At 60.4% G+C, this 18,416-nt stretch carries 14 protein-coding genes; 7 read left to right on the plus strand and 7 right to left on the minus strand.

Annotation, left to right across the window (positions count from 1 at the left end; translation table 11 throughout):
- Positions 1-40: 40 nt before the first annotated feature.
- The 5 genes from lon to cmoB all read left to right on the plus strand — a co-directional run bounded on the left by lon (position 41) and on the right by cmoB (position 5,533).
- A complete protein-coding gene (gene lon, locus D8U60_RS11655) occupies positions 41-2,455 on the plus strand; it encodes an endopeptidase La (RefSeq protein WP_024014191.1) in 2,415 nt (804 codons plus the stop codon).
- A 216-nt stretch (positions 2,456-2,671) separates the two neighbouring features.
- A complete protein-coding gene (locus tag D8U60_RS11660) occupies positions 2,672-3,064 on the plus strand; it encodes a protease inhibitor I42 family protein (protein ID WP_110603681.1) in 393 nt (130 codons plus the stop codon).
- A 164-nt stretch (positions 3,065-3,228) separates the two neighbouring features.
- Entirely contained in the window at positions 3,229-3,648 is a 420-nt protein-coding gene (locus D8U60_RS11665) for a hypothetical protein (protein ID WP_130900172.1), read from the plus strand.
- Between the two features lie 188 nt (positions 3,649-3,836).
- On the plus strand, positions 3,837-4,580 hold the full coding sequence (cmoA, locus tag D8U60_RS11670) for a carboxy-S-adenosyl-L-methionine synthase CmoA (protein WP_016773355.1): 744 nt from the start codon (positions 3,837-3,839) through the stop codon (positions 4,578-4,580).
- Positions 4,577-5,533, plus strand: coding sequence for a tRNA 5-methoxyuridine(34)/uridine 5-oxyacetic acid(34) synthase CmoB (gene cmoB, locus D8U60_RS11675; protein ID WP_056790120.1), 957 nt, complete (start codon positions 4,577-4,579; stop codon positions 5,531-5,533). The genes cmoA and cmoB overlap by 4 nt, the downstream gene beginning before the upstream one ends.
- A gap of 166 nt (positions 5,534-5,699) precedes the next feature.
- On the opposite strand, the gene tadA is transcribed toward cmoB, so the two are convergent.
- The 7 genes from tadA to treP form a co-directional block, all read right to left on the minus strand.
- Positions 5,700-6,200, minus strand: coding sequence for a tRNA adenosine(34) deaminase TadA (tadA, locus tag D8U60_RS11680; RefSeq protein ID WP_071173476.1), 501 nt, complete (start codon positions 6,198-6,200; stop codon positions 5,700-5,702).
- Positions 6,200-7,576, minus strand: a complete 1,377-nt coding sequence (locus D8U60_RS11685) for a multicopper oxidase family protein (RefSeq protein ID WP_130900173.1) — start codon at positions 7,574-7,576, stop codon at positions 6,200-6,202. The genes tadA and D8U60_RS11685 overlap by 1 nt, the downstream gene beginning before the upstream one ends.
- Before the next feature lie 118 nt (positions 7,577-7,694).
- Positions 7,695-7,985, minus strand: coding sequence for a PTS transporter subunit EIIB (locus D8U60_RS11690; RefSeq protein WP_130900174.1), 291 nt, complete (start codon positions 7,983-7,985; stop codon positions 7,695-7,697).
- A gap of 2 nt (positions 7,986-7,987) precedes the next feature.
- Positions 7,988-10,516, minus strand: coding sequence for a phosphoenolpyruvate--protein phosphotransferase (ptsP, locus tag D8U60_RS11695; protein ID WP_130900175.1), 2,529 nt, complete (start codon positions 10,514-10,516; stop codon positions 7,988-7,990).
- Between the two features lie 50 nt (positions 10,517-10,566).
- Positions 10,567-11,790 carry a carbohydrate porin gene (locus D8U60_RS11700; protein ID WP_130900176.1) on the minus strand — a complete coding sequence of 408 codons (1,224 nt, stop codon included), beginning with the start codon at positions 11,788-11,790 and terminating at the stop codon, positions 10,567-10,569.
- Positions 11,791-11,896: 106 nt separating this feature from the next.
- Positions 11,897-13,543 (minus strand): alpha,alpha-phosphotrehalase, encoded by a 1,647-nt coding sequence (gene treC / locus D8U60_RS11705; protein ID WP_130900177.1) that lies wholly within the window; start codon positions 13,541-13,543, stop codon positions 11,897-11,899.
- A gap of 116 nt (positions 13,544-13,659) precedes the next feature.
- Positions 13,660-15,102 (minus strand): PTS system trehalose-specific EIIBC component, encoded by a 1,443-nt coding sequence (gene treP, locus D8U60_RS11710; RefSeq protein ID WP_024014201.1) that lies wholly within the window; start codon positions 15,100-15,102, stop codon positions 13,660-13,662.
- Between the two features lie 235 nt (positions 15,103-15,337).
- On the opposite strand from treP, the gene treR reads away from it, so the two are divergent.
- Positions 15,338-16,042 (plus strand): trehalose operon repressor, encoded by a 705-nt coding sequence (gene treR, locus D8U60_RS11715; RefSeq protein WP_130900178.1) that lies wholly within the window; start codon positions 15,338-15,340, stop codon positions 16,040-16,042.
- Between the two features lie 83 nt (positions 16,043-16,125).
- The gene (locus D8U60_RS11720; protein WP_241663539.1) at positions 16,126-18,336 is read left to right on the plus strand and encodes a TerD family protein; all 2,211 of its coding nucleotides are present in this window, start codon (positions 16,126-16,128) and stop codon (positions 18,334-18,336) included.
- Positions 18,337-18,416: the final 80 nt, after the last annotated feature.

Consider the following 18,416-nt stretch of genomic DNA (forward strand, 5'->3'; position numbering starts at 1 on the left):
GCCCCATCTAACACCCCATACCCCATTGCGCAGGTGCCCCATGACCGACCAGCAAGATCGCCCGGACAACCACGACGATTACGAAACCGACCACATCGAACACACCTCCTCCGGCACCGGCCTGGCACTGCCCGGGCAAAACCTGCCGGACAAGGTCTACATCATCCCGATCCACAACCGTCCGTTCTTCCCGGCCCAGGTCCTGCCGGTCATCGTCAATGAAGAGCCGTGGGCCGAAACCCTCGAACTGGTCAGCAAATCCGAACACCACTCCCTGGCCCTGTTCTTCATGGACACGCCCCAGGAAGACCCGCGCCACTTCGACACCGGCGCCCTCCCCGAATACGGCACGCTGGTCAAGGTCCACCACGCCAGCCGCGAAAACGGCAAACTGCAATTCGTCGCCCAAGGCCTGAGCCGCGTGCGCATCAAGACCTGGCTCAAGCACCATCGCCCGCCGTACCTGGTCGAAGTCGAATACCCGCACCAGCCGACCGAGCCGACCGACGAGGTCAAGGCCTATGGCATGGCGCTGATCAATGCGATCAAGGAATTGTTGCCGCTCAACCCGCTGTACAGCGAAGAGCTGAAGAACTACCTCAACCGCTTCAGCCCCAACGACCCATCGCCGCTGACCGACTTCGCCGCCGCCCTGACCTCCGCCACCGGCCCCGAGCTGCAAGAAGTGCTCGACTGCGTGCCGATGCTCAAGCGCATGGAGAAAGTCCTGCCGATGCTGCGCAAGGAAGTCGAAGTAGCGCGTCTGCAAAAAGAGATTTCCGCTGAAGTTAACCGCAAGATCGGCGAGCATCAGCGTGAGTTCTTCCTCAAGGAGCAACTCAAGGTCATTCAGCAGGAACTCGGCCTGACCAAGGACGACCGCAGCGCCGACCTCGAACAGTTCCAGCAGCGTCTTGAAGGCAAAACCCTGCCGGCGCAGGTGCAGAAACGCCTCGAGGAAGAAACCCATAAACTGTCGATCCTGGAAACCGGCTCGCCGGAGTACGCGGTTACGCGTAATTATCTGGATTGGGCAACATCGGTACCGTGGGGCGTGTACGGCGAGGACAAACTCGACCTCAAGCACGCACGCAAAATCCTCGACAAGCACCATGCGGGTCTGGACGACATCAAGGATCGCATCCTCGAATTCCTCGCCGTTGGTGCCTATAAAGGCGAGATCAGTGGCTCGATCGTGCTGCTGGTCGGCCCACCGGGCGTGGGTAAAACCAGCGTTGGCAAATCCATCGCCGAATCCCTCGGCCGGCCGTTCTACCGCTTCAGCGTCGGCGGCATGCGCGATGAAGCCGAGATCAAGGGCCACCGCCGCACCTACATCGGCGCGCAGCCGGGCAAACTGGTGCAGGCGTTGAAAGACGTCGAGGTGATGAACCCGGTGATCATGCTCGACGAGATCGACAAAATGGGCCAGAGCTACCAGGGCGACCCGGCCTCGGCGCTGCTGGAAACTCTCGATCCTGAGCAGAACGTCGAATTCCTCGACCACTACCTCGACCTGCGCATGGATCTGTCGAAGGTGCTGTTCGTCTGCACCGCCAACACCCTCGACTCGATCCCCGGCCCGTTGCTCGACCGAATGGAAGTGATTCGCCTGTCCGGCTACATCACCGAAGAAAAAGTCGCCATCGCCAAGCGTCACCTGTGGCCGAAACTGCTGGAAAAGGCCGGCGTATCAAAAGGCAGCCTGAGCATCAGCGACACCGCGCTCAAAGCCCTGATCGACGGCTATGCCCGTGAAGCCGGCGTGCGGCAGCTGGAAAAGCAGATGGGCAAACTGGTGCGCAAAGCGGTGATGAAGCTGATCGACGATCCGAAAGCGGTGATCAAACTCGGCCCGAAAGACCTCGAAGCCTCGCTGGGCCATCCTGTATTCCGCAATGAGCAAGTGCTGTCCGGCACCGGCGTGATTACCGGCCTGGCCTGGACCAGCATGGGCGGCGCGACCTTGCCGATCGAGGCCACGCGGATTCATACCTTGAATCGTGGCTTCAAGCTCACTGGGCAACTCGGCGATGTAATGAAGGAATCGGCGGAGATCGCCTACAGCTACGTCAGCTCGCACCTCAAGCAGTTTGGTGGTGACGCGAAGTTCTTCGACGAAGCCTTCGTCCACCTGCACGTGCCCGAAGGCGCAACGCCGAAGGACGGCCCGAGCGCCGGCGTAACCATGGCCAGCGCCCTGCTATCCCTCGCGCGTAATCAGCCACCGAAAAAAGGCGTGGCGATGACCGGCGAACTGACCCTGACCGGGCATGTACTGCCGATCGGCGGCGTGCGCGAGAAAGTGATCGCAGCGCGGCGGCAGAAGATTTTCGAGCTGATTCTGCCGGAGCCGAACCGGGGTAACTTTGAGGAATTGCCGGATTACCTGAAGGAAGGGATTACCGTGCACTTTGCCAAGCGGTTTGCGGATGTGGCGAAGGTACTCTTCTGACAATCATGTAGTGCCTGATGTACCGCTATCGCTGGCAAGCCAGCTCCCACAATGTTCAATGTGCCCACAAATCTTGTGGTCAACCGAGAAACCTGTGGGAGCTGGCTTGCCAGCGATGGCTTCAGTGCTGCCAACAAGGAACTCCCTGACCGTCACACTTTGTCTCATCTTCAGTTATGCTCGCCGTTCGTCGTAACCGCCGGAGCTGCTGACCTTATGTCCCCCACTCGCCTGTTTCTCCCCCTCGCCCTTTCCTTGCTGGCGGCCTGCGCCACGCAACCGAAACACAACGTGACCGTGGAAAAACAAAGCGAATGCCCCGTGCGGCTCAACGTCGGGCAAAACCTGATCATCAGCCTGCCAAGCAACCCGACCACCGGCTACCGCTGGGCGATTCAGGATTCGGCTGGCGGCGTGTTGCGCGCGCTCAGCCCGGAGGTTTACAGCAATCCGGAAGATGCCGGCGTGGTGGGCGCAGCGGGGGTTTCGACCTGGCGCTTCCAGGCCTTCGCGGCCGGCACCGGTCGCTTGCGCCTGACCTCGCAACAACCGTGGGCTCCGGAAGTGCTGCCAGTAGAAACCTTTGACTGCGCCATTTCCGTGGAATGATCGGGTTCGCGAATCCTTCTTCTCATTCGCGATAACCGCGCACGATCCCATGATCTATTCGTATAAAAAACTGTCATTTCTGTCAGTTACCAGTCCTTCCCACTCACGTTTAGAGTGGACGCAGAGCAGCTCCCCATGAGCTGTCGCGTACTCAAGGAACGGCCATGAGCAATCAAGACAAGGATTTCAAACCCCAAGCCAACGCCTTCACGTGCCAGATTGAAGGCGCTGATGCGTTCAGCTTTCCTTTAGTCAATGCATTCCGCACCGAGCGAATTACCATCACGGGCGCAGACTATCTCCCACTTGATCAGGATATTTACAAGATTGAGTTCACTTTCGATAACGACATCGTGACTGCCGAATACAACCTCGGCCATGCCAAGGTAAAGGTCGACACCGAGACGGGGAAGGCCAACATACGATATACGCCGATCAGCATGATCCTGAAGCTGACCGTTGACCATTTCTCCAAGTCCGTCTCCGGCGTATATGCCATCGATACGGTCCAGGACTACGGCGGTGTGATAACCCCTGGAATCAAGCTGAACGGGAATTTCGCAGTCAATTATATCGACAGCTGAGACAGCCTTGGCCCGCCGAGCTGCGCAGAGCGTGACTCACAACTACAGATCGCCTCGTGCGCGGCGACTCAAAGTCGCCGAATCACCCGACTTTAACCGCACCGAAGCGGCTTATCAGCAATTCAAGCATCCATGCCCCACTTTGGCTAAAATGCCGGCCTTTTCCACCGACACCGCCGGACGCCGCCGTGAGCAAAGAACCCGATCGCCTATTCGCCCAGCCTTTGGCCCAGGTGCCTGACTTCGCCTTCAATGAAGACGTGGTGCGGGTGTTCCCGGACATGATCAAGCGCTCGGTGCCGGGTTACCCGACCATCGTCGAAAACCTCGGCGTGCTCGCGGCGCAGTTCGCCCAGCCGAACAGCGTGCTCTACGACCTCGGTTCGTCGCTCGGCGCAGTCACTCAAGCCCTGCGCCGTCATGTGCGCACCGACGGTTGCCGGGTTATTGCTGTGGATAACTCGGCGGCGATGGTCGAGCGTTGCCGTGAGTACCTCAATGGTCAGGATTCGATGTTTCAGGAATTGCTGCCGGTCGAGGTGATCGAGGGCGATATCCTCGCGCTGGAGTTTCAACCGGCCTCGGTGGTGGCGCTGAACTTCACCCTGCAATTCATCGCCCCGGACCAGCGCACCGCGTTGCTCTCGCGCATTCGCCAATCGTTGCTGCCCGGCGGCGCGCTGATTCTCTCGGAGAAGCTGCGCTTCAACGATGCCGAAGAGCATGCGCTGCTCACCGATCTGCACGTGGCGTTCAAACGCGCCAACGGCTATAGCGAACTGGAAATAGCCCAGAAGCGCAGCGCCATCGAAAACGTCATGAAGCCCGACAGCCTCGAAGAACACCGCGAACGCCTGCTGGCCGCCGGGTTCTCGAAAGTCGTGCCGTGGTTCCAGTGTCTTAACTTTGCCTCGTTGATTGCCTTGCCATGATTGATCTGTCCCCCCTCGCCCGCCGTCTGGCCGGTACCCCGCTGGCCGAATGGGCCAACACCCTGCAAGCGCAACTCGACAAGAAAATGGACAAAGGCCACGGCGATCTGGAGCGCTGGCAAAGTGCGCTGGACGCCTTGCCGAAGATCCAGCCAAGCGAAGTCGACCTGCTCAACGGCCTGAAACTCGACACCGATTGCGACGACGACACCCGCGCACAGATGCGCACCGCGCTGATGGGGCTGTCGCCGTGGCGCAAAGGGCCGTTCGACCTGTTCGGTGTGCATGTCGACACCGAATGGCGTTCGGACTGGAAGTGGTCGCGCGTCTCCCCGCACCTCGACCTGAAGGGCAAACGCATTCTCGATGTCGGCTGCGGCAACGGCTACTACATGTGGCGCATGCTCGGCGCCGGTGCCGACAGCGTGATCGGTGTCGACCCGAACTGGCTGTTCTTCTGCCAGTTCCAGGCGGTGCAGCGTTACTTGTCCGAGCCGAATGCCTGGCACCTGCCGTTCCCGTTCGAAGACCTGCCGCCGAATCTGGAAGGCTTCGACACGGTGTTTTCCATGGGCGTGTTCTACCACCGTCGCTCGCCGATCGAGCATTTGCTGGCGCTGAAGGATTGCCTGGTCAAGGGTGGGGAACTGGTGCTGGAAACCCTGGTGGTCGAAGGCGACAAGCATCAGGTGCTGGTGCCGGAAGATCGCTACGCACAGATGCGCAACGTGTGGTTTTTGCCGTCGGTGCCGGCGCTGGAATTGTGGCTGCGCAGAGCCGGGTTCACCGATATTCGTTGTGTGGATGTCAGTACCACGACGGTGGAAGAACAACGCGGGACGGAGTGGATGAAGTATCAGTCGCTGAGTGATTTTCTGGATCCTGAGGATCACAGCAAAACCATTGAAGGGCTGCCGGCGCCGATGCGTGCGGTTATCGTCGCCAGGAAGTAAGCGTATTTTCCCATGACCGCGGTAGGCCTGCCCCTCACCCCAGCCCTCTCCCCAGGGAGAGGGAGCTGATTGTTGAGCTTTTCAAAACTTGCGTCCGACTCGGTATTTCAGTTCGGCGGATTTGGTCCATCCAACTCGGTCGGTCCCCTCTCCCTCTGGGAGAGGGTTAGGGTGAGGGGCTTTTGGTGCGTCTGGCGCGGAAAAACTCGGTCAGCACCGCACCACATTCTTCAGCCAGCACCCCCCCCTCATACAACACCCGGTGATTCAAAAAGCCCTGGGTAAAAAACTGTCCCTGACTCTGCACAATCCCGGCCTTGGGTTCCAGCGCGCCGTACACCACCCGCGCCACCCGCGAATGCACGATCAGCCCGGCGCACATGCTGCACGGTTCCAGCGTCACATACAGCGTGCTGCCCGGCAGGCGATAGTTATCCACTGCCTGCGCGGCGGCGCGGATCGCGACCATTTCGGCGTGGGCACTCGGGTCGCTGGTGCTGATCGGGCAATTGAAGCCGCGACCGATGATCACGCCATCGTGCACCAGCACCGCGCCCACCGGCACCTCACCGAGGGCGGCGCCCTGTGCGGCGAGGGTCAGGGCTTCGCGCATGAAGTCGCGGTCGCGGCTGCGGTCGATGATCGCCGCCGGGCGGATCTGGCGCATCACTTCACCTCGATCGCGGCCATCAGGCCGGTTTCCATGTGGTCGATGACATGGCAGTGGAACATCCATACCCCCGGGTTATCCGCCACCAGCGCCACTTGCGCACGCTCGTTCTTGCCCAGCAGATAGGTGTCGGTGAAATACGGCACGACTTTGTGCCGGTTCGACGCGATCACCTTGAAGCTCATGCCGTGCAGGTGGATCGGGTGCTGGTACTGGGTCATGTTCTTCAGTTCGAAAATATAGCTCTGACCCAGTTTCAGGCTGGCAATCGGTCGGTCAGCACAGGTCTTGTCGGTGATGTCCCAAGCCTTGCCGTTGATCTGCCACAGGCTCGGCGGTTTACCGTTTTCGGTGTTCACCGAGACCGAGCCGACCCATTCGAAATTGAAGTTGAGTTTCTCCGCATTGGCCAGATCCGGCTCGGCCACCGGGTTGGCCGGCAGGGCTTTCGGCCAGTCCGTCGGCGCGTCGGTGTTGGCGACTGAACGTAGCGTGCCCAGACGCACCGGGCCGTTACGCAGCGACAACTCTTCACCCGCCGCCGGCGCCTTGATCGCCAGGCAAATGCGCATGCCGGGGCCGAGCCAGTATTCCTTGCCCAACGGGCGGGGCTCGACCGGGTTGCCATCCAGCGCGTAGATCTTCGCTTCGACACCGGGGATGTTGATGCGATAGGTCAGGGTGTTGTCGAGGTTGAGCAGACGCACCCGGGTGATCTGCCCGGCCGGCAGATCAATCACCGGCAGCGGCACACCATTGATCGTCGACAGGCGCCCGGCGGTACCGCCACGGGCCGCTTCGCGGGGGATGCTGAATTCGACGAACTGGCCTTGCTCGTCGATGTGCCAGTTCTTCAGGCTCAGGGTTTTCTCGTACTTGAAGCCGGTCGGCTCGCGTTCTTCGATGATCAGCGGCCCGACCAGCCCGCGCCCCAGTTCCTCGCTGCTGCTGACATGCGGGTGATACCAGTAGCTGCCGGCGTCCGGCACGCGGAATTTGTAGTCGAAGTATTCGCCCGGCAATACCGGCAGTTGCGACACATAAGGCACGCCGTCCATTTCCAGCGGCAGGCGGATGCCGTGCCAGTGGATGGTGGTCGCCACCGGCAGGTGATTGATGAAACGCACCCGCAGCCATTCACCCTGGCGCACGCGCAATTCGGTGCCCGGCGCCGACGGGCCGAACGCCCAGGCTTCGGTCATGTGGCCCGGCACCAGCTCGACATCGAGCGGCGCGGCGATCAGTTCATAGTCGTGGCCGGCCTCGGCGTCGGCCATCTTGCCCAGCCAGTAACGCGACGCGCCTCCCGCGCCCACGCCAACGACAACAAGACCGGCCAGGCCACCGAGGATTTGGCGACGGGTAAAGGACATGAACTCAACTACCTCACGTATCAGCGACAGACCCCGAGGGATCCGCAAAAAGGCGAATACGATACACCCGCAGTTGAGAAACAGTAAGGGCGACCTGCGGCCGCACGTCTTGTCGGCCTTATGCGCGCAGCCCGGTAATCAGGTGCAGCACGCCGCCCTCAAGCGGCATGACGCCCGCCACACCGGCGACACTCAGGGCCTGACGGTCGACCCGTGCCTCGTCATGCAACGTCACCCGCACCCGGGTCAGCGCCAGCGGTTGCTGCGACTTGAGGTTATCCACACCGCCCAGCGCGGCGACGATCTCGGCGTTCAAGCCGGCAACCGCATCGGCGGTAATGTTTGCCTCGTCCGGTACCATATCCGGCGTCAGTGCTTTCCAGAATGCCTGCTGCAATTTGTCGAACATGTTCAATTCTCCATAACCGGCGAGGCATCGACTTTCGCCCCATGAAACTGCTGCAAGGCTGCGCGCACGTCGGCGGCGCTCTCAAGGTTCGAGACCTGTTCGGCGATGATTCGACAGTCGGCCATATTCACTTCGCGCACCGCCGACTTGATCGCCGGAATCAACGGCACGCTCACCGACAATTCATCCACACCCAGCCCCAGCAGCAACGGCACCGCAAGGCGTTCAGACGCCATGGCGCCGCAGACGCCGACCCATTTGCCGTGGGCATGGGCCGCCTTAACCGTCATGGCAATCAGGCGCAGCACCGAAGGGTGAAAGCTGTCCGCCTGGCTGGCCAGACGCGGATGATCACGATCCATGGCCAGGGTGTATTGGGTGAGGTCGTTGGTACCGATGGAGAAAAAATCCACGTGCGGCGCCAGCACATCGGCCATCAGCGCTGCGGCAGGCACTTCGATCATGATTCCCAGCTTCGGCATGTGCCTAATGCCGACTACTCGCGCCTCCTCTTCGAGGATCTGCCGCGCCAGACGCAGTTCGGCCAGATTCGTGACCATCGGCAACATGATGTGCAGACGCGTCAGTTCACAGCAGGCGAGGATTGCACGGAACTGCTCGCGCAACAGTTGCGGTCGTTCAAGACACAGGCGAATGCCGCGCAAACCGAGGAATGGATTGGTTTCGCTGTCCATCGGTACATAGGCCAGCGGTTTGTCGCCACCGACATCGAGGGTGCGCACCACCAGATTGTGTGCCGGCCCGATGGTGCGCGCGATGGCGCTATAAGTGGCCACCTGTTCGTCATGGCTCGGCGCCTGTTGACGGCCCAGGTAGAGAAATTCCGAACGCAGCAGGCCAACGCCACTCGCGCCGAGCTCCATGGCCTGGGCGGTTTCGCCCTGCGAGGCAACGTTGGCGGTGACTTCGATGTGCTGACCGTCACGGGTACAAGCCGCCTCGCTGGCCTGCGCCAGTTCCTGCTGATGACGCTTGCGCTGGCGCTCATGCCGCGTGCGCAATTGATCGATGGACTCGGCGTCCGGGTGCAACTGCAATTCGCCTTTGTCGGCATCGAGCAGCACCCGCGTGCCGTTGCCGAGCCCGAGCATTTGCAATGGCATGCCACAGATCGCCGGCAAGCCGCAGGCTCGCGCGAGGATCGCGACATGGCTGGTGGCGCCACCGCCAACGGTGGCAAACCCGAGCACCTTGCGCGTATCGAGCCCGGCAGTCTGGGACGGGGTCAACTGATCGGCGATCAGAATGGTGTCGTCCGGCAACTCCAGCGCTTGTTCGTGAACACCAAGGATCAGCTTCAGCACGCGCTGGCCGACATCATCCAGATCCGCCGCGCGCTCAGCCAGCAAGGCATTGCCCAGCGAGCGAAACATCGCCGCCGTTGCATCGGTGCTGGTCTTCCAGGCAAACGCCGCGCTTTTGCCCGCGTCGATCAGCGCCCGGGCCTGATCCAGCAGGCTCGGGTCGGCCAGCAGTTCCTGATGCGCCTTGAAGATCTCCGCCTGCGCCTGGCCGCTGGCGGTGTCGCGCAGATGTTGCAGGGCCATGTCGGCTTCGATCAGGGCCTGGCTCAACGCCTCCCGTTCGCTTGGCGGCTCGGCGCCGAACTCGTTGACCGTGAGCGACGCTTCGACGATCTGCATGACTTGTCCCAACGCCGAACCGGGCGAGGCGCAGACACCGCGCAGGATGTTCGGCATTTCTGCTGCGTCGGCTTCGACCGGTACGGGCGCTGTCACCGCTTCGCCGCAGCCTTCGTTCAGCAAGCGTGTCAGCGCTGCGACCGCTGCTTCGGCATCTTCACCTTCGGCGCTGACCTGCACGCTGTCGCCATGGACCGTCTGCAACGCCATGATTGCCACCAGGGACTTGCCGTTGGCTTGCGCTCGCAGCTTGTGCAGATGGATAGTCGCTGAAAATGCTTTGGCCGCTTGGGCAAATACTGCCGCCGGCCGCGCGTGCAGGCCATTGGGATTGGGCAGGTTGATCGGCTGCGAGAACACCGCGTCGCCCGGCACCGGCGCTGGATGTTCGCCAACGGCTGCGCCGACCACGACGTCCAGCACTGGCTGGCCCACCTCGACCAACCCGGTTGAGCCAACGAGTGAATCGAACGGCTCGCCGCTGACCACCAGCATCAAGGTCAACAAACTGCGCGCATGCAGGGCAATGTAGTCAGCATCGAAGTCGATCAGCGCCTGCCCCGCTTCGACCCGCTGCCCCGCTTCAACGCGGCGGGTGAATCCTTCGCCGGCGAGATTCACCGTGTCCAGGCCGATATGCATCAACACCTGAACACCCGCATCACTGGTGATGGTGAGCGCGTGCCCGCTGGTCTGCACATCGCTGATCACACCGGCCAACGGTGCGCAGAGCGTTGACGAAGTCGGGTCGATGCACAAACCGTCGCCGATGATCCGCCCGGCAAATACCGGGTCGGGCACCTGGTCCAGCGCCATCAGCACGCCGGATAAAGGAGCCAGCAGCTGCAATTGTTGGGGTGTGGCCATGACATCACCTGAGCTTGTATTGATTGAATGAGCGGTCGCAGCCGCTTTGCTTATTTCCACCAGTATTCAACCTGCAGCCCGACATTGGCCCCGTGCCGTGCGTTGCCGAACGCGCCGGTGTCGGACAGCGCCGAACCTTTGGCCAACAGGTTGGCGGCACGCTTGGCTGCCTGGTTCCAGCTGGCATAGGTGTAATACAGACGCACCTCGGGCCGCGCCCAGAATTCCGGGCCTTTCGGTGACCAGGTCGGTGCAAAGGTGAACTTGCTCAGCTTGCGCGTGCCGTCCGCCGCCTCGACCTGATCGTGACCCAGTTCGGTCACCAGTTTGAACTGCTCGCTCAGTGCATAGGCCGGACGCACACCGAGGGACAGCCAGTTCTGATCGGCGCCGCCCTGACGAATATCTTTCTGATACACCGCCTGGAATTGTCCGCCAAAACGTGGCGTCAGTTGCCAGTCGAAGAACTCGACGATGCGATAGCTCTTGTTGCGGTCATCAAGCCTGACGTTACCGGTATAGCCCAATCCGGTGCCCGGCCCTTCGCCGTATTGCAGCGCCAGTTTGTTCTTGCCACCGAAAAAGTCCTGCTGCACATGCTGAGTGGTAATCGCCCAGCCACGGTGGGCATCGCGGCTGTCGGGCTTGTCGATGTAGCTGAGGCCGAACTCCAGTTCTCCGCCGCGGTTGCTGTTGAAACCGCCGACATTGAAGTCGTGGCGGTTGATGTAATCCTTTTGGTAAAGGTTGTCCTTGCGCGAAAAGGCGTAGCTGTATTTCAGGCCGCCGAGCAACACGTCTTCAATGCCTGCCCCGGTGGCGCTCTGGTTCCAGTAATAGAAATCGGAAATATGGATGTCGTTACGTTTGTAGTAACGCCGCCCTGCCCACAGCGAGCCGCCGTTGAGCGCGGGCATCGCCGACCATTGCGCATACGCCTGCGGCAAACGAATCGAGCCGTTGTCTTCCTTGAACGTCAGGCTGCGGTCATAGCGGTTATACAGCGAGGCCATGCCGTCGACGCTCAGCACCGAGCCGTCGTCGAGGGTGTACAGATCCTGGCGCAGCTCGAGCTCACCGTACTGCTCGCACTCGTTACCGAGGCGATATTTGGTCTGCGCGCCGGGCAATTGGAAACACGACTGGCTGCTGCTGTTGACCGATGTACCGACCCCGCTGCGCAGATAGCCGCCGAACTCCAGCGCATGTGATGACGTAGGCATTGCCAGACAAATCCCCGCGATTGCCAGACTGTAATTTATGGTTGCTCTCATATATGCCACCCGTTGTTTTTATTGTGTGGTTGCAGGAATTCAGCGCGCACAAATCCCCCGCGCAGCGTTCTGCGTGTTTTTTCAAAGGTTGTTATTCAGTTAAAAATCAGGGATCGGTCAGGTGCAGCACGAAGGATTCGTAAGGTCGCAACTGCAGCAAACGCGAGCGTTGCGGGCAGTCCGGGTAGTTGCTGATCAACAGGCGCTGCTCCTGGGCTTCGTCGATCAGTGCCGGTAGCTCGACCTCACAGGCAGTCCCATAGAAGTTGTTCACCACTAACAGGCGTTCGCCCGTCCCCTCGCGCAGGTACGCCCAGACCTGTGGATGCTCCGGCAACAACTGGCGATAGATGCCATCGGAGATCAACGCTTCAGTGCGGCGTAAAGCGATCAGGCGCCGATAGTGATGCAGCACCGATTCCGGGTCGTGCAGTTGATGCGCGACATTGATCTGTGCGGCATTGGCCGACACGCCAATCCATGGTTCGCTGCGCGTGAAGCCGGCGTTGTGCCCGGCGTGCCAGTGCATCGGCGTGCGCCCGTTGTCGCGGGACTTCTGCATGATCGCCGCCATGTTGTCGAGGTCGCTGGTGCCGGCTTCACGCTTGAGGCGAAAGATATTCAGGGTTTCGACGTCACGGTATTGCTCGATGCTCTCGAACCCCGGATTGGTCATTCCCAATTCTTCGCCCTGATAAACGAAGGGCGTGCCCTGCAGAAAGTGCAGCGCGGTAGCAAGCATCTTCGCCGACAGCTCGCGGTATTCGCCGTCATTGCCGAATCGCGAGACCACGCGCGGCTGATCGTGATTACACCAGAACAGCGCATTCCAGCCACCGCCCGCCTGCATGCCGGTCTGCCAGTCGGACAGGATCTGCTTGAGCTGGAGGAAGTCGAAATCGGCGCGGACCCACTTCTGCAGGTTCGGGTAATCGACCTTCAAGTGATGAAAGTTGAAGGTCATCGACAATTCTTTCGACTGCGGATTGGAGTAGCGGATGCAGTGTTCGAGGCGGGTCGAGGACATCTCGCCGACGTTGATCAGCTCATGCCCTTCGAAGACTTCGCGGTGCATTTGCTGCAAGTACGCATGCACGTTAGGCCCATCGGTGTAGAAGCGCCGACCGTCGCTGTCGTCCTCGGGGAAGTCCGCCGGTTTCGAGATCAGATTGATCACGTCCAGACGAAAGCCACCGACACCCTTGTCGCGCCAGAAACGCATCATCTTGAACACTTCGTCGCGGACCTTGGGGTTGTCCCAATTGAGGTCGGCCTGGGTGTGGTCGAACAGGTGCAGATAGTACTGGCCGGTCTGCGCTTCGTATTCCCAGGCCGAACCGCCGAACTTGGATTCCCAGTTGTTCGGCTGGTCGCGCCAGATATAGAAGTCGCGATAAGGGTTGTCGAGGCTGCTGCGGGCCTGCTGGAACCAGACGTGCTCGATCGAGGTGTGGTTGACCACGATGTCGAGCATCAACTTGATCCCGCGTTTGCCCGCTTCGGCGATCAGCAGCTCACAGTCGGCCATGCTGCCGTAACTCGGATCGACCGCGTAGTAGTCGCTGATGTCGTAGCCGTTGTCGCGCTGCGGCGAGCGCAGGAACGGCGTGATCCACAGGTAATCGACTCCCAGCCATTGCAGATAATCGAGCTTGGCGACGATGCCGAGCAGATCGCCAGTGGCGTTGCCCGCATGGCTGTGAAAGCTCTTCGGGTAGATCTGGTAGATCACCGAACGTTGCCAGTCTTGCATGGCGGATTTCCTCTTGAATTTTGGAGCCGTGTAGGAGCTGCCGAAGGCGGCGATCTTTTGATTTTGAAAGGCAAGATCAAAAGATCGCAGCCTCCGGCAGCTCCTACAGTTGAGTTTCAGGCAACCCGGTAACCCGGACGGACGATCTTCATGCTCAGCACGCAGGTCAGGGCAAACGGCACGAGCATGGCGATCAGCATCCCGATGACGAACATCGGGATGAACTGCGGAACGATCGAGATGAAACCGGGCAAGCCACCGACGCCGATGGCCGAGGCCTGGATCTTGTTCAGTGAGAGGAACATGCAACCCAGCGCCGAACCGGCCAGCGCGGCGTAGAACGGAAACTTGTAGCGCAGGTTGACGCCGAACATCGCCGGCTCGGTGATGCCGAAATACGCAGAAATCGCCGAGGTCGAGGCCATGCTCTTGTCCCGCGCATTGCGCGTCATCCAGAACACCGCCAATGCCGCACTGCCCTGCGCCAGATTGGACATGACAATCATCGGCCAGATGAAGGTGCCGCCCTGGCTGGAGATCAGTTGCAGATCCACGGCGAGGAACATGTGGTGCATGCCGGTGATCACCAAGGGTGCATACAACAGGCCGAAAATCAGACCGCCCACCAACGGCGCCAGATCGAACAGCATCACTAGCCCTTCGGTGATGTAGATGCCGATATGCCGGGTCACCGGGCCGATGATCGCCAACGCCAGCACGCCTGTGACAACGATGGTGGTGATCGGCACCACCAGCAACTGCACCGCGTTGGGCACGCGTGCGCGCAGCCATTTTTCGATCACGCTCATTACGTACGCCGCCAGCAGGATCGGCAGGATCTGCCCTTGGTATCCGACTTTTTCCACCTGGAACAGGCCGAGGATGTCGAAGTACGGCAGTTGCTGCCCGTCCAGCCCGGCAACGGCCTTGCCGTAATTCCAGGCGTTGAGCAGGTCCGGGTGCACCAGCATCAGACCGAGGACGATGCCGAGGATTTCGCTGCCGCCGAAACGCTTGGCCGCCGACCAGCCCACCAGCGCCGGAAGGAACACGAATGAGGTGTTGGCCATCAGATTGATCAGGCTCCACAACCCGTCGAGGTTGGGATAGGCATCGAGCAGGGTCTGGCCCTCGATGAACATGCCCTTGGCGCCGAGCAGGTTGTTGATGCCCATCAACAGGCCGGCAATGATCAGCGCCGGCAGGATCGGCATGAACACATCGGAAAACACCCGCACCAGCCGCTGCATGGCGTTGATCTTCTCGGCGCTTTTCTGTTTAACGTCGGCGATGGTCGATGCCGCAAGGCCAGTCTGCTGGCGCAGTTCGGCATAAACCTTTTCAACATCACCCGGGCCGATGACCACTTGATACAACCCGCCGGTGAAGAACGAACCCTTGACCAGATCGACGCCATTGAGCGCGGCCACATTCACCAGCGCGGGGTTCTTCAGCGCCAGGCGCAAACGCGTGACGCAATGCGCCGCCTGCTCGATGTTGTCACGGCCACCGAGGCTTTCCAGCAGCTCCTTGGCGATGTTCGGATAGTCATGGCTCATGCTTGTTCTTCCGTCGTGGATTGTTGTTATTGGCAGCACGCCGAAACGAAAAATACTCGTCTGTACGAGTTAATGCAACAACTCGTCTGTACGAGTTTGCATCCGTGGATGAACGTCAGAAAAACGCGGATTCTTCCTACTCTGACCTAAGATGTTTTCCTTCGTCCGCATGGACAAACCCCTACCCTGCCCTTAAGGTTCGGGGTTTTGAGCACCGTCGGCACAGAGTCCAGCCATGAGCAAGTACAACCAGATCTACAGCGATTTGCTTGCCAGTATCACCACCCAGCGCCTGGAGCGCGGCGCCCGGCTGCCTTCCGAAACCGAACTGATGGACACCTATCAGGCCAGCCGTGGCACGGTGCGCAAGGCCATCGACCAGTTGCAGGAGCGCGGTTTCGCTCAGAAGATTCACGGCAAAGGCGCGTTCGTGCTGTCGACCAACCCGATCGAATTCCAGCTCGGCGGCATCGTCAGTTTTCAGGAGACCCACCCGCGACTGGGCAACGACGTCAGCACCGAAGTGGTCGAGATGTGTCAGGTGCCGCTGGTAGGTGCGCTGCTCGAACACATCAATGCCGAACCCGGCAGCCCGATCACCCGGATCAAGCGGGTACGGCGCATCGACGGCAAACGCGTCATCCTCGACATCAACCACTTCGTCAGCGACGTGATCCCCGACCTGTCAGCAGACATCGCCGAACATTCGATCTACGCCCACATCGAACAGACCCTGCAACTGCAGATCGCCTACGCCCAGCGCACCATCGAAGCCGTGCCGTGCAGCAAGGACGACCAACAACACCTGGACCTCGACGGCCAGAGCCATGTCATCGTGGTCAGCAACCAGACCTTCCTGCAGGACGGCCGCCAGTTCGAATACACCGAATCGCGGCATACGCTGGACAAGTTCTATTTTTCGGATGTGGCGCGGCGCTGACGTTCGCCAACAGGCGAGCCCATTGCAAAATATGTGATTCGCTGACAAGCCGCGATGACCTCCGGTAGTATGCCGCCGTGGCTATGGAACACCTTCCTTCTATCCTCCATGAACTAGGGGTTCCGCTCTCCACACCGCGCCTGCTTATTGCAGGCGTTTTCGTATCGATTGCACAGGTGAGCTTCAGCTCACTGGAAACGGCGACCAAGGAAGAAATCATGATGAATCAGGAGCTGTTCCTGCGGCGCCGTACAAAACTTCACGTCCCTGCCGGCTCTGGCGGAGCCACACGCGCGCAGGTCGCATCAGCGGTCAAAGAAGTCGCGGCGTTTCGATATGTACTCTCTGAACCGCTTATCGAGCGAATCGGCATGCTCTCTGCGGTCGAACTCAAGAATTGGCTGCGTGAAGTCATTCGAGTCCTGCGGCGTCGCAGCGGTGCTCATGTACATCACCGACCGTTTTATCCTGACTTCCCCCATCAGGTCCTCGAAGCGACAGAGGCGGAGTTGTATCTCAACGCCGTCATTCACTACCACACACTTCGGCGCCTGCCACCCAGCGAACAGGTTCGGCCAGCCATGCTTGAAGGCAACTTCATCCATTGGGTTATCGAACCGGGAAGTGTCAGCGAGTTCGAGGCATTGCTGGAGCCGCTGGTCTCATCGCGCACCTCGCTGTCCGAAGAGGAAGCCGCGGATGTCACTTGGTTTATCCGAACTTACAGAAACGACGTGTTCCGTCTGCTGCCCGATACCATCCCGTTCCGCGAGATTCGCGCGCTGGTCGGCGGCGCGCTGATCCTGCATATCGGTGACGATGCCCGGGTCGAGGAATTCCTTGAGCAAAATGTCGAAACGGCAACGGACGTGCTGCGCGTGGCGATCGCACTGCATGGTGGAGACGTGTCGCTGGCGACAGCGCAGACGCGCTTTCGCAAACTGAAACGTTCGATGCGGCGCAAGCTGTTGCGCCTGCTCGACCGCACGCCCAACGCTACGGAAGATGTGATGCGCCAGGCCGAACGCTGGAAACGCCTGGCCGAAGTCCTGCATCCAGGCGATTACGCTGAGAAGTATCCGCGAGCATTTGCGGCCATCACCGCAGCGCGACGCAATGATCCGCCGGCATCGTTCGGGTCGCGGGTGGAAACCATGCTTGCCCAACGCCAGATCGCCGCGCTTACGCCAGTGCTGCAGGATCGTCCCGGAGAATTCGCGCGCCGTCTGGACGTGATGTTACGGCGTGCCACAGAACCGGACGCGGTGCTCGACGCCTTTGCGGCTGTCGCGGCGCAAGTGTCCTCACCTGTGCTGCTGCAATTGCTGGCCCAGGTAAATGCCCCGCGCCCCCTGCCCTTGCGGGCGTTCACACCTAAAGGAGCACTGGCGAAAGTCTTCGGCACTGCTGATCGTCGAGAGTCGATCGCACCGCAGGTATTGGCACGTGCCGCACAGATTTGCGAGAACGCCCTGATCGCGCGTTTCACGTTGCTGCCACCACTTGGGCGTTGTTTCATCGATCCGGCGTTGCGCGAATACCGGGTGCCACTGGCACAGCGCGCCGCAGCGAAGTCGCTGCGAACACTGGTACGCGGCAGTCGGTTGCCAATGCCGGACACGCGATTCATTCGCCTGTTCCTGTGGTGGAAGAATGGTCGTGACCGCACGGACATCGACTTGTCCGCCGCCTTCTTCGACACCGACTTCGTCTTCAAGGAAGCGATCGCCTATTACAACCTCAAAGGTTATGGCGGTTACCACAGCGGCGACATCGTCGACGCGCCCAACGGCGCCTCCGAATTCATCGACCTCGACCTTGATGTTCTCGTCAAAAAGGGCGTCCGCTACGTCGTCACGTCCCTCAATTCGTTTACCTGGCAGCCATATTGTGATCTTCCGGAATGCTTCGCAGGCTGGATGGCCCGCGCCGACACGGCATCTGGCGAAGTGTTCGAGCCGCGCACCGTAGTCGACCGCATCGATATCGCCTCCGACACGAGTATCTGCCTGCCATTCGTGATGGACCTGGAGGAGCGACGCATGATCTGGGCCGATCTGGGGCTGACTTCATCGCCCCGCTGGAACAACGTCGACAACAACCTCAGCGGAGTTTCGTTGATGCTGCGCGCCCTGGTGCATACACCAAGGCCGGATCTGCACACGCTTTTCGATTTACATGTGCGGGCACGAGGCGAACGAGTGGCCTCTGCAGAGCAGGCGCAGAGGGTGTTCGCACCTGAACAAGGTCTGACTCCGTTCGATACTGATCTGATTCGGTCTGAATATCTTTGATATCTGCGAAAGCATTGGCTCACTTTCAAAAGGACATCACGCAATAGCCGAGTAACACCCTCCCCTTGAGCACATCGGTC

This window comes from Pseudomonas sp. Sample_11, assembly GCF_004307505.1.
GTDB lineage: Bacteria > Pseudomonadota > Gammaproteobacteria > Pseudomonadales > Pseudomonadaceae > Aquipseudomonas > Aquipseudomonas atacamensis.